At 58.5% G+C, this 12,729-nt stretch carries 12 protein-coding genes; 5 read left to right on the forward strand and 7 right to left on the reverse strand.

Going from position 1 to position 12,729, the window contains the following annotated elements:
- Positions 1-121 precede the first annotated feature (121 nt).
- From dapB to ACSYTG_RS11140, 4 genes are all read right to left on the reverse strand, one after another.
- Positions 122-901 carry a 4-hydroxy-tetrahydrodipicolinate reductase gene (gene dapB, locus ACSYTG_RS11125; RefSeq protein ID WP_354857606.1) on the reverse strand — a complete coding sequence of 260 codons (780 nt, stop codon included), beginning with the start codon at positions 899-901 and terminating at the stop codon, positions 122-124.
- Positions 902-906: 5 nt separating this feature from the next.
- Positions 907-2,043 carry a molecular chaperone DnaJ gene (dnaJ, locus tag ACSYTG_RS11130; protein ID WP_095349637.1) on the reverse strand — a complete coding sequence of 379 codons (1,137 nt, stop codon included), beginning with the start codon at positions 2,041-2,043 and terminating at the stop codon, positions 907-909.
- A 155-nt stretch (positions 2,044-2,198) separates the two neighbouring features.
- A complete protein-coding gene (dnaK, locus tag ACSYTG_RS11135) occupies positions 2,199-4,106 on the reverse strand; it encodes a molecular chaperone DnaK (RefSeq protein ID WP_275177212.1) in 1,908 nt (635 codons plus the stop codon).
- A 194-nt stretch (positions 4,107-4,300) separates the two neighbouring features.
- Positions 4,301-4,882 (reverse strand): nucleotide exchange factor GrpE, encoded by a 582-nt coding sequence (locus ACSYTG_RS11140; protein WP_489783196.1) that lies wholly within the window; start codon positions 4,880-4,882, stop codon positions 4,301-4,303.
- A 193-nt stretch (positions 4,883-5,075) separates the two neighbouring features.
- On the opposite strand from ACSYTG_RS11140, the gene ACSYTG_RS11145 reads away from it, so the two are divergent.
- Together ACSYTG_RS11145 and ACSYTG_RS11150 are read left to right on the forward strand one after the other, a co-directional pair.
- Entirely contained in the window at positions 5,076-5,792 is a 717-nt protein-coding gene (locus ACSYTG_RS11145; protein ID WP_086646319.1) for a response regulator transcription factor, read from the forward strand.
- A 9-nt stretch (positions 5,793-5,801) separates the two neighbouring features.
- Positions 5,802-7,583, forward strand: coding sequence for an ATP-binding protein (locus tag ACSYTG_RS11150; RefSeq protein WP_489783195.1), 1,782 nt, complete (start codon positions 5,802-5,804; stop codon positions 7,581-7,583).
- Positions 7,584-7,611: 28 nt separating this feature from the next.
- Here the strand turns inward: ACSYTG_RS11150 and ACSYTG_RS11155 are convergent, their stop codons facing one another.
- Positions 7,612-8,010, reverse strand: coding sequence for a RidA family protein (locus tag ACSYTG_RS11155; protein ID WP_086646321.1), 399 nt, complete (start codon positions 8,008-8,010; stop codon positions 7,612-7,614).
- Positions 8,011-8,253: 243 nt separating this feature from the next.
- On the opposite strand from ACSYTG_RS11155, the gene rapZ reads away from it, so the two are divergent.
- On the forward strand, positions 8,254-9,225 hold the full coding sequence (gene rapZ, locus ACSYTG_RS11160; RefSeq protein ID WP_489783194.1) for an RNase adapter RapZ: 972 nt from the start codon (positions 8,254-8,256) through the stop codon (positions 9,223-9,225).
- A 54-nt stretch (positions 9,226-9,279) separates the two neighbouring features.
- Here rapZ and ACSYTG_RS11165 read toward each other — a convergent pair whose 3' ends face one another.
- Positions 9,280-9,888: a YqgE/AlgH family protein gene (locus ACSYTG_RS11165; RefSeq protein ID WP_086646323.1), complete on the reverse strand. Its 609-nt coding sequence runs from the start codon at positions 9,886-9,888 to the stop codon at positions 9,280-9,282.
- A 109-nt stretch (positions 9,889-9,997) separates the two neighbouring features.
- Between ACSYTG_RS11165 and ACSYTG_RS11170 the strand changes: the two genes are divergently transcribed.
- Entirely contained in the window at positions 9,998-10,894 is an 897-nt protein-coding gene (locus ACSYTG_RS11170; RefSeq protein WP_086646324.1) for a polyphosphate kinase 2 family protein, read from the forward strand.
- Positions 10,895-10,978: 84 nt separating this feature from the next.
- On the opposite strand, the gene ACSYTG_RS11175 is transcribed toward ACSYTG_RS11170, so the two are convergent.
- The gene (locus ACSYTG_RS11175) at positions 10,979-11,992 is read right to left on the reverse strand and encodes a cache domain-containing protein (protein ID WP_086646325.1); all 1,014 of its coding nucleotides are present in this window, start codon (positions 11,990-11,992) and stop codon (positions 10,979-10,981) included.
- Positions 11,993-12,226: 234 nt separating this feature from the next.
- Here ACSYTG_RS11175 and ACSYTG_RS11180 point away from each other — a divergent pair, with 234 nt between their 5' ends.
- Positions 12,227-12,727 (forward strand): hypothetical protein, encoded by a 501-nt coding sequence (locus ACSYTG_RS11180; protein WP_489783193.1) that lies wholly within the window; start codon positions 12,227-12,229, stop codon positions 12,725-12,727.
- The last annotated feature ends 2 nt before the right edge of the window (positions 12,728-12,729 follow it).

Genomic DNA, 12,729 nt, shown 5'->3' on the forward strand with positions numbered 1-12,729 from the left:
CATCCTATGGCGGCATAGAAAGTAATGGTCAAGAGCCATACGCCACCAGCGCAAAAGACAAGCCCCTGTTTTCAGCCCTGCGCCAGACGCGGGGCACGCCCCACGCCGCCTGCTTTGGCCCTTACAACGGGGGCAGGCCCAGTACGTCTTCCATGCTGTAAAGCCCTGCTTCCCGCCCTTTTGCCCACAATGCGGCGCGTACTGCACCCGTGGCAAAAATACGCCGGTCAAAAGCCCGGTGCGACAGGGTAATCTGCTCATCCGCAGATGTGAAAAGAACGTCATGTTCCCCCACAATCTGCCCACCACGCAGGGCGGCAAAGCCAATGGCACCGGGTTTGCGGGGGCCTGTCAGGCCATCACGCCCGCTTTCACGCACGTCTTCCAGCGCCACACCACGGCCAAGAGCCACAGCCTGACCAATGGCAAGTGCTGTACCAGAAGGCGCATCCACCTTCTGCCTGTGATGCATTTCCACAATTTCCGCATCGTAGGAGTCTGCTGGCAAGGCCTGCCCCATCATCTGGGCAAGGCGGCGCACCAGCGTGACACCGGGGGAAAAGTTGGCAGCATGCACAATGGTGATGTCACCCGCGGCATCCCGCAGCGTCTGGTTCTGCTGCGCGGAAAGGCCCGTTGTGCCCAGCACCCAAGCCACCCCCGTACCAACCAGAGCCTGCGCACTCGACGCAACCGTATCGGCATGCGTGAAGTCGATCACAACTTCACATTCCTTTGCCAGTGCGGACATGGTTGTAAACAGCGGAATACCCGCAGGCAGGCCCGCGGCCTGCTCGGGCGAACGGGTGGTGCCACCGGCTACGGTCGCCCCGGCTGCCAGCACTTCCTCAACCAGCAAACGCCCTACGCGGCCTGTAATCCCTGCAATACCAATGCGCATGTGTGTTATTCCGATCCTTCAAAAAAATCACGCACGCGGCGGAAGAAGCCTGTGTGCTCGGGGCTGTGTTTGATGTCCTCGCCCGCTTCTTTCTCAAATTCTTCAAGCAGTTCACGCTGGCGCTTGGTCAGCACCTGCGGTGTTTCCACCGTGACCTGAATATACATATCCCCCCGCGCACTGGACCGCAGGACCGAGAAGCCCTTGCCCCGCAGGCGGAAATGCGCGCCGGTCTGTGTGCCTGCCGGGATTTTAACAATGGTGCGGCTACCATCAATAACCGGCACTTCTATTTCGGTCCCCAGAGCGGCCTGCGCCATACGCAGGGGCACGCGGCAATACACGTTGGCACCATCACGCTGGAAGATGGAGTGCTCGGAAACGGAAACATGCACATACAGGTCACCCGGCGGCACACCATTGCCACCGGCTTCTCCCTCCCCTGTCAGGCGGATGCGGGTTCCGTCCTCAACACCTGCGGGGATCTGCACCTTTATGGTGCGTTCCTGCTCCACAGTTCCTTCCCCACGGCAGGCTTTGCAGGGGTCCTTGACCACGCGGCCCGCGCCATGGCAGGTCGGGCAGGCCCGTTCCACCACAAAAAAGCCCTGCTGGGCACGCACCTTGCCCGCCCCGTGGCAGCTTGGGCAGGTTTCCACCCCGGCGGCACCACTGTTGGAACCGGTGCCATGGCAGGTATCACAGGCAACACGGGTAATAACCCGCACGTCCTTTTCAACGCCTGCAAATGCTTCTTCGAGCGTGATTTCAACATGGGTCTGGATGTCGTTCCCACTCCGGGCCTGCCCACCACGGCGGCCCATCATGTCCCCGAACATCTGCTCAAAAATATCGCCCAGACCGCCGCCACCAAATCCGTTAAAGTCGAACCCGCCGGGGCCAGCCCCACCCCCTTCAAACGCTGCATGGCCGAAGCGGTCGTAGGCGGCGCGCTTCTGCTCGTCCTTGAGCACATCGTAAGCCTGATTGATTTCCTTGAACTTGGCTTCCGCTGCATCATCCCCCGGGTTCCGGTCGGGATGAAACTTCATGGCCATCTTGCGATAGGATTTTTTAATTTCCTCGGCAGAGGCCGTGCGGGTTACCTCAAGAATTTCGTAGTAATCAAGCTGAGTAGCCATGAAAGTCCTCTTGGGGCTGCCTCTTGCATGAGCACAGCATCTGTCCAGAATGTAAAATGTAAAACGGCGTCCGCCTTATAAAAAGCACGGACGCCGGAAAGATAATGCATTGAGGCCATGCTTGTCACATGGCCTCACGGGCTGCATGCGTCCGATCAGGACTTCTTGTTTTCGTTCACGTCTTCAAAGTCGGCGTCAACGATGTCTTTTTCGTCTGCCTTGGCACCAGCGGCACCGGCTTCAGCGCCCTCGGCTTCCTGACCTGCCTTGTAGGCGGCTTCACCCACCTTCATGGCGGCCTGTGTCAGGCGTTCCGTTGCACTCTTGAGAGCTTCAACATCCGTGCCTTCCAGAGCGGACTTAACGGCGGCAATGGCACCTTCGGCTTCGGTCTTGTCCGCAGCAGGAACCTTGTCACCCACTTCAGACAGAGACTTTTCGACCTGATGCACAAGGGATTCCGCACTGTTGCGGGCTTCCACCTGCTCGCGCTTGGCCTTGTCGGCTGCTGCGTTGGCTTCTGCGTCCTTGACCATCTTTTCGATGTCATTGTCAGACAGACCACCAGATGCCTGGATCTTGATCTGCTGTTCCTTACCGGTGGCCTTGTCCTTGGCGGAAACGGACACAATGCCGTTGGCGTCAATGTCAAAGGTCACTTCAATCTGGGGCACGCCACGCGGTGCTGCGGGAATACCGGTCAGGTCAAAGTTGCCAAGCAGCTTGTTGTCAGCCGCCATTTCACGTTCGCCCTGATAGACCTTAATGGTCACAGCGCCCTGATTGTCTTCCGCCGTGGAGAACACCTGGCTCTTTTTGGTCGGGATGGTCGTGTTGCGGTCGATCAGGCGGGTGAACACACCACCCAGCGTTTCAATCCCCAGAGACAGCGGGGTTACGTCGAGCAGCAGAACGTCCTTGACGTCACCCTTGAGCACTGCACCCTGAATGGCGGCACCAATGGCAACCACTTCATCGGGGTTCACGTTGCGGGCAGGGTCCTTACCAAAGAATTCCTTAACCGTTTCGATCACCTTGGGCATGCGGGTCATACCGCCGACCAGAATAACTTCATCAATCCCCGAAGCAGACAGACCGGCATCCTTCAGCGCGGCTTTGCAAGGTTCAAGCGTGCGGCTGATCAGGTCATCCACAAGGCTTTCCAGCTTGGCGCGGGTCAGCTTGACCACAAGGTGCTTGGGACCAGATGCATCGGCCGTGATGAACGGCAGGTTGATTTCGGTTTCCTTGGAGGAGGACAGCTCGATCTTGGCTTTTTCTGCAGCTTCCTTCAGGCGCTGCAGGGCCAGCTTGTCGGAGCGCAGGTCGATGCCCTGTTCGCGCTTGAACTCGTCGGCCAGGAACCCGATGATACGGTTATCAAAGTCTTCCCCACCCAGGAACGTGTCCCCGTTGGTGGATTTTACTTCGATCACGCCATCAGAAATTTCCAGCACGGAAACGTCGAACGTGCCGCCACCAAGGTCATACACAGCCACGGTGCCGCCGCTCTTCTTTTCCAGCCCGTAAGCCAGAGCTGCTGCGGTGGGTTCGTTGATGATGCGCAGCACTTCCAGACCGGCAATACGGCCTGCGTCCTTGGTTGCCTGACGCTGGGCATCGTTAAAGTATGCGGGAACCGTAATAACGGCCTGCGACACTTTTTCGCCCAGATATGCTTCCGCCGTTTCCTTCATCTTGCCCAGAATGAAGGCAGAAATCTGGGACGGTGCGTAGTTTGTGCCGCGGGCTTCAACCCATGCGTCACCATTGTCACCTTTGACAATGGTGTAAGGGACCATGCCCTTGTCCTTCTGGACGGTCGCATCATCAAAGCGGCGACCGATCAGGCGCTTTACGGCATACAGGGTGTTGGTGGGGTTGGTAACAGCCTGACGCTTGGCGGCCTGCCCGACCAGCATTTCACCACCTTCGGTGAAAGCGACCATGGACGGCGTCGTGCGTGCGCCTTCGCTGTTTTCGATGACTTTTGTTTCGTTACCTTCGCGCACGGCCACGCAGGAGTTGGTGGTGCCGAGGTCGATACCAATGACTTTGCTCAATTTCGTGCTCCTTTTAGCGACTTCATCCGACCCGAAGCATCAGACAAAGCCCTTTTTTATCGTAACCGACTGAGCCCGGACCAAAGTCGGGGCGCAATCAGAATGACCAACCTGATGTATGGTGCGGTTTTCCCTTTTTCAAGAAGGAAAAACCACTCTGCGGGAAGGTTTTTTATCTTCCCTCCCACGCAGTGTTACTGGGCGTCACCAGCCTTGGCCACAACCACCATGGCGGGCTTGAGCAGGCGACCATGCAGCGTCCATGTTGGTGTCCATGCCTGCATGACCGTACCGGGGGCATGCTCGGCGCTGGGCTGTTCGGCCATGGCCTGATGCAAATTGGCGTCAAACGCCTTGCCAGCGGGGTTGTCGCTCTTGATCCCGTGCCGTTCCAGAATGGACAGGAAGGAACGTTCCGTACTTTCAATCCCCTCGCGCATCTTGGTCACAACCGTGTCCTCACCCTCGGTCTGGGCAGGCAGGCTGTCCAGCGCGCGGCGCAGGTTTTCGGCGGCTTCCACCACATCACGCGCGAATTTCTGCACCGCGTACTGGCGGGCATCTTCCACGTCGCGCTTGGCGCGGGCCATCAGGTTCTGGTTTTCGGCTTCAGCACGCAGCCATTTTTCCTTGAACTCCGTAACCGAGCGTTCAAGGTCCTGCACGTGTGCATCGGCGGCATTCTCGGCAGCACCTGCCTGCTGGGGGGCTGCCTGTTCGGCCGGAGCCGGATCTACCGGGGTCTCGACCTGTGTGGGTTCTGTATCTTGGGTCATGTAGCAAGAAGTAGGCAACACCGCCCCAGCCGACAAGACCCGTTGCCCCCCTGCAATGCAGGATTTTATGCACGGCAGCCATTGGCCGGAAAAAAGCGTGCATCACGCCATTCCCCCTCTTGGCATTGGAAGCCTGCGGCGCCTAAGCTAAACAGCTTGCGCTGATGGCAAGGGATAAAGGAACACACAAACGATGACAGAGCGCACCAAGCAGACAATTGCGCTGGTTGATGATGATCGCAATATTCTGACATCGGTTCAGATGACCCTGGAAGCAGAGGGTTTTAACGTCCGGACCTATACGGATGGCGAATCGGCATTGCAGGGGCTGACGGCCTACCCGGTCGATCTGGCTATTCTGGACATTAAAATGCCCCGTATGGATGGCATGGAGCTGTTGCAGCGCCTGCGCACGCGCTCCAACCTGCCCGTTATTTTCCTGTCCTCCAAAAATGAGGAAGTGGACCAGCTTATGGGCCTGCGGCTGGGGGCGGATGACTATATTACCAAGCCCTTCTCCCAGCGCCTGCTGCTGGAGCGTATTCGCGCCCTGCTGCGCCGCAACGAGGTCAGCCGGGCGGAAGCCAATGGCGCCCCCACAGGTGGGGGTGCGCTCACACGCGGCAACCTCTCGCTTGATGAACTGCGCCACAAATGCACATGGAAAGGGGAGGATGTCCCCCTGACCGTAACCGAGTTCCTGCTGGTCAAAACCCTTGCGCAGCGCCCCGGTCTGGTCAAATCCCGCGATCAGCTGATTGATGCGGCCTACGGAGACACCGTGTATGTGGATGACCGCACCATTGACAGCCACATCAAGCGGGTTCGCAAAAAATTCCGGCAGGTGGATGATGATTTCAACCAGATCGAAACCCTGTACGGCATTGGCTACCGCTACAAGGAAGACTGACCCAAGGGCATGACCAACCGCCCCCCCCTGCTGGCGCACCTGTATGCACAGGCGCGCAGCCTGCGCATACCCGGCCAGCGCCCGCATAATGGTGGGGTGGAGGCCACGGCAGCCTATCAGGCATCGCGCACCCGGCTGATCTCCCCCCTCATGCGCCGTGTGCTGCTGGTGAATATCCTGCCGCTGGCCTTGCTGGGGCTTACGGTGCTGTTCCTTAACCAGTTCCGCAACAGCCTGCTGGCGACCGAGGTGACCGCCCTGCGCGAGCAGGCCCGCATTTACGCCGGAGCACTGGGGCAGAGTGCCGTACGCGCCGCCCACCCCCACGCCGCCCAGCTACAGGACCGTGGGTACGAGCTGGAAGCCGCACTGGCCCGCCCCCTCCTCCAGCGCCTGACCGAGCCCAGCCCCAACGCCCATGCCCGCCTGTTTGGCCCCGATGGCCGGCTGGTCGCGGATAACCTGATTGATGTGGCCGACACGCTGGACACACCACCGGAGCCGCACCACTTCCGCTCCCACACCATTCCCTTCCCCCCCGCGTACCAGCCGGGCATTTACGAGCGGTTTTTAACGTGGCTGTGGTCTGGCCATAATCCGGGCATTGTCACCCTCAATACCGATGAGGAAGATATTCCCGACCGCCCGGACCGCCCACAGCGCCTTGACGGTACAGACCACCCACCGCCAGAAGCCCCGCCCTATATCCGCCGCACATCCCGTGGCAGGCTGATTATTACGGTGGCCGAACCCGTTATGCGCGATGGCTGGACGGTGGGCGTAATCCAGCTGACCCGCGTGGCCTCGCAGGTTGATCGCTCGCTGTTTGCCATCCGTTCGACCATTCTCTCGCTCTTTTTTCTGGCACTGGTGCTGACGGTCCTGCTGTCATGGTATCTTTCGCTCACCATTGCGAGGCCCTTGCTGCGGCTGGCGGCCTCAGCACAGGTCATGCGGGACACCACGGGGCGCACAGGCACGGTACCCGCACGCCTGCTGGCCCGACGGGACGAAATTGGTGATGTCGCCCGCGCCCTGCAGGCCAGCGCACAGGCATTGTGGAAGCGTATGGACGCCATTGAACGCTTTGCGGCCGATGTCAGCCACGAGATCAAAAACCCGCTGACCTCCATCCGCTCCGCGATCGAAACCCTGCTGCGCATAGAGGACCTCAACCAGCAGCGCCGCCTGCTGACCATTATCAATGATGACGTGCGCAGGCTGGACCGGCTGATTACCGATATTTCCGACGCCAGCCGACTGGATGCGGAAATGTCGCGCGCCAAGGCCCGCCCCGTAGCGGTTGGCCCGCTGCTGGCTGTTCTAACGGAAATTCATCAGGCCACACGTCAGGACGGGCAGCCGGTTATGGTGACCGATGTGCAGGATGACACCCCCGAGCACCCGCTGACTGCTCTGGCCGTAGAAGACCGTCTGGTGCAGGTGCTGCGCAACCTGATCGGCAATGCCATATCGTTTTCTCCGCCCAATGGGCAGATTACCCTGCATGCTGCGGCCAATGGTAAAATGGTCCGCATTTCCGTCTCGGATCAGGGGCCGGGGATTCCCCAGGCCAAGCTGGATTCCATTTTTGACCGTTTTTATTCAGAACGCCCCAAAAGCGAGAACTTTGGCCAGCATTCCGGCCTTGGCCTGTCCATCAGCCGCCAGATCATAGAGGCCCTACACGGCAGCATTGCTGTGGAAAACCTGCATGACCACAAGGGGGGCATAAGCGGAGCCCAGTTCATTATCGAACTGCCCCGCGTGCTGAGCCTGCCGCCACGCTAGACGTGGCGGGGTATGGCGTTATGGGGCGTCAGAACCCTGCCGCCACGTCCATATCTTCCTCTTCCGGCACGTTGATGATCAGATCAACCGTGATTTTTGGCACCGAAGAGGGAGCATCCTTAAGCCACATCATGGTCATGCCCGGTGATGTGGTAGGAAAAAACTGGCGAAAAACCGGAAAACTGGCAGGAAACTCATCCGCATCCGCAATATGGCAGACAATGCGGCTAACGTCGCGCAATGTCAGATCATGCGGCTCCAGCAAGGTTACGGCTTCTTCAAAGGCTGCCCGGCACTGGTCGGCAAGGTCCACCCCCCGGAACTGGGGGGCATGCAGCCCGGCAAGCTCAAAGCCACCCGCCGTTTGCACGACACGCGGACGACTGGCGACGGAACGTGGGGTCCGTGTCAGGGTTTTATCTTTCATCACGGAATGATGATGTAAGGCAGCCGCGCGGGAACCGCAATTTTCCCTTTCGTAACAAATGCACCACCTTGGGTCGGTTGGCCTCATTCCTTAACATCCGGTATAGCTGGTCTGAGCAGAATGCCTTCTCTTTCCGCATAAAACTGCTTTAAACTCGCGCCGCATCCGAATTGCGCGCCAGAGGCCACCAACGGCCCGGTGGGAGCATGCCTCTGTTCGGACAATAAAAAGGAAGAGCCGGCCATGCACATGGCGGATGATACGTCGGTTCCGCGCCGCATTCTGCTGGTGTCTGGTCTGTCCGGGGCGGGCAAGTCTTCCATCCTGCGGATTCTGGAAGACCTTGACCACGAGGTGATCGACAACCCGCCACTTGGCATGCTGGACGATATTGTAGCCCGCGCAGAACGGCCTGTGGCCATAGGGGTCGATTCCCGCACAAGAGGGTTTGATGCCTCTGCCGTGCTGGCGGCTCTGGCCCGCCTGCGGGTTAACCCCCACCTACGCGTGGAGCTGATTTACGCCACAGCGGACGAAAGTGTGCTCCTCCGCCGCTATACCGCCACCCGGCGGCGGCATCCGCTAGCCCCCCATAGCAGCATAAAGGAAGGTATAGAGGCCGAAGTCGCCCTGACCGCCCCCCTGCGCGCTGCAGCCGATCTGGTGATCGACACCACCGATATGCCCCCACCAGACCTGCGGCAGTTTGTGGAAAGCCGGTTTAGCCCATGGGTTGGTGGTGCAAGCGAGGGGCTGACTGTTACCCTTATGTCCTTTGCCTACCCCGCAGGCCTGCCACGGGAGGCGGATATTGTGTTTGATGCCCGCTTCCTGCGGAACCCGCATTACGTAGCCGAACTGGCCCCCAAAACCGGACTGGATGGGGATGTTGCAGCCTACGTAACCCACGACCCGGACTACCTGCCTTTTCTGAACCAGATCCACACCATGCTCCAGCTTGTGCTGCCGCGCTTTGTGCAGGAAGGCAAAAAATACGCCACCATCGCCATTGGCTGCTCAGGTGGCCGGCACCGCTCGGTTACACTGGTGGAAGCACTGGCCAAACGCCTGTCCGCCCCCGATGGCATGGGCCATTACAAGGGGTCTGGCCAATGGCCGATCATGATCATGCACCGCGAACTGGCCCGGCAAGGCATAAGTGCCTGGCGCTGGGCCAGAAAACCGACCGAAACCACACGGGTCGATCCTTACTAAGCAACCGGCCTGCCGCCACATCGTGACCCGGGTATGAGTGTTGAGCGCGTGCGCTCAGGCATGGCCCGCCTGCCCGCTCAAACGGGCTGGGTCAATGTTGATGGACGCCAGAGCCCGCCGCCACTTAACGGTATGGTCCATGCCAAAAATCAGCTCACGCGTGGCGGGCACCACCATCCATGCATCGTGTTGAAAAATTTCCTGCTCAAGCTGCCCCGCTGACCAGCCCGCATGCCCCATGGCCAGTAGGGCATCCTGCGGGCCTCCCCCCTGAGCTATGTCCTGCAGCACATCCATGCTGGAGGTGAGTGTCACATTCTCGGTAATACGCAGGCTGTCCTGACCACTCCACTCCCCAGAATGCAGAACAAGGCCATGCCCCTCCTCCACCGGGCCGCCAGCGCACAGGCCAATCCGGCGCACCGGGGGAACAGGGGTAATGTGCAACTGCTCCAGCAGATCATCAAAATCGGGGCGGGGCAGGCGCTTGTTGATAACAAGCCCCATGGCCCCTCCATCTGGCGTATGGCTGCACATGTAAATAAGGGATTGCCCAAACGCGGTCCCCCCAAGCATAGGCGTTGCCACCAGCAGCATACCTGCCAGCGAAAGGCCGTTATCCATAACAGCAGGGGCGAGTTGGGGCGTGTTTGCGAATACCATCCCCCAAGATATGAGAAACACTTCCTTTTTTGGCAAGATTGCCAGCACAACTGTTGTCTGTAATTCTATGCATCCGACACATATTGCTCAATTTTCAGGACACCTGTCCATGAACACCCTCTCCCGTTTTTTGAATGCACTCGACAGCTACAAGGTCACGGACGGCAGCCAGTTCCGGCTGGGCGACCACAACCCCGATGATGATGGGCATCTGGGACTGGACAAGGACACGGGCAAAAAACTGCTCAGGCAGGTCAAGGGTCTGCTACAGGACCTTCAGGAACTTCTGTACGCCAACCAGACCCACTCGCTCCTGATCATTCTGCAAGGCATGGATGCCGCTGGTAAGGATGGCACGATCAAGCACGTCATGTCCGGCGTGAACCCGCAAGGCGTTGCCGTAACCTCCTTCAAGCAGCCTGGCCCGACCGATCTGCTGCATGGTTTTTTATGGCGTATCCATGCTGCTGCACCGCAGGCAGGGCGCATCGTTATTTTTAATCGCAGCCAGTATGAGGATGTTCTGGTCAGCCGCGTCCACCCTGACCTGCTTAAAAACGGGCATGTTCCCGGGGCACTCAACACCCCCGAATTCTGGGATGGCCGCTACAGCGACATCCGCCACCTTGAACACTACCTGAGCAGGCAGGGCACAATTGTGCTCAAATTCTTCCTGAACATCTCACGCGAGGAACAGCGCGAACGCCTGCTGGCCCGGCTGGATATTCCTGAAAAACGCTGGAAATTCTCTCCCTCGGACCTGCATGAGCGCGAGTACTGGGATGATTACGCAACTGCTTACCAGGATGCCATTGCCCAGACCGCGCGCGCACATGCCCCGTGGATTATCGTGCCTGCCAACCACAAATGGTATGCACGTCTTGTGGTTATTGGCACCATTATCCGGGCCTTGCACAATTTGCGGCAGGTTACCCCACAGCCCAACCCCGACGTCATGCGCCAGCTTGATGACTACCGCACACGCCTGTTGCAGGAAAAACCCTGAAACACCTCCCCCATTGCAGCATACGCTGCAATGGGGGGAAGCCCCTCTGGGGAACAGGCAAACCCTGCTTAAATAGCTTTTGTTTTACAGGCTGGTTTCCAAAACCCCATACCAGCCAAGGCCTTTATAGGTTTCATACCCCGGCGTGTGGGCATAAGCGATCAGCTTATCCCCGCTTACGTAGTAGCCACGCTCCGCCTGCGGTGTGAACTTGTAATAATCGCCCGACACACCACTACCGTTAGACGATGCAATAATACGCTTGTGGGCATCTACCAGCATAACGCGCGTCTGCCCCCGTTCCACATCAGACAGGCGCACACCGTTTACAATGGCTTCGGCCTGCGGTGCCCAGTCAAACGCAATGCCGAGCACACCCAGAACCTGCCCGCGCGCATCCCCACCCGCTCGGATGGCGGTGCTGTAAATGGCGGCCTGTTCGTTATTGAGTGCCTGCACACGGTTAACGTCTGCTACCGCGTATTCCTCCCCACTTTGCGTGCGCATGGCTTTTGCGAACCATGCCTCGCCCGACATATCGCTCCCTTCCAGAGAACGGTGTGTCTGCGGGCGGCCACAGGCCACCACCTTGCCTCTGGGGTCAACAATAAAAAGATCAAGATAAACAGTATAGGATTTTAAAATTGTTGCCAGACGCTCTGCAGCATACTGGTACGCTTGGGGGGTTGCACTTTCCAGCGCCTGCACAACGGCACTATCGGTTGCCCACCACCTTACGTCGCACGAGCGTTCGTACAGATTACGGTCAATCAGATCCACAACATTCAGGGCCAGGTCGGTCATACGTTCCCCCTTGCCGCGCAAAAGCAGATCGTTCCCAGCCTGTAGCAGGCGCTCGGTGCTGCTGTCCGTTGCACTGCGCAGTTCGGAGGCAATGCCAACAATACGGGTGGAAATACGCCCCATTTCGTCTGCCAGCAGGCCAAAGGCCGCACCGGCCTGCCCTACCCGCGCGGCTTCAATGCGTGTGTTGATGGCAAGAAACTTGGCTTCGTTCATGACTGAAGCAATCAGATGAATTTTTTCCCGCGTCATCTGAGAGACTTCGTAAGCAAGTTTTAGAATATCGTCTTGCATGCGGGATATGTCTTTCAATCCGGTATCGAAACAATGTGGCGCATGGGACACACAACCATTTTCGCCAAAACAACAGCAGAATATACTGTATCCCCCTGTTCTGCCGAAATTATTAAGGTCTGTAAACTCCTGATTATAAGCCTGTTCCATCCCTATCACGTGCATTTGACACAAGGTTACCGCCCGGTCATGAACACAGCCAGAAAAACCTGCTGACCCCGTACAAGGATTCCCATGTTCCACTTTACACGCCGCATGTCCCTGCTGGCCCTATGCGCCGGGCTGGCCCTGCCTACCCTGAACACCCCGGCACAGGCCCGGCACAGACATGCAAATACCAACCTGCCTGCCTCCGTGTCTGCCACATGCGATAATCAGGATTTTCTGAGCAAACAGCAGGCGTTTGAAAACGGTGGGCCAAAAGCCGATGCCGCAGTGCATATTTGCGGGACTGTTCTAACTCTTTCCAAAACCGCCAGACAAACCCGTAGCGGCCGACATGGCTATTTTTACATAACGGTTGCACCCAATATTTCCATCCGCATCGTGACCAACCTGGACGAAATGCACACCCCCGCCTGGCCATGGGTCGCCAAGGGCGACAAGGTCGAAGTGGTGGGCCGGTATTATTATGATTCAGCACGCCAGCAGGGTGTGGACTGGACACACCGTGGCACTGGCCGCTCATGGGGCATTCCGGGCTACGTTATTGTCAACGGCACAAAATACGACTGAAC

Source organism: Acetobacter sp. ESL1128 (genome assembly GCF_058505085.1).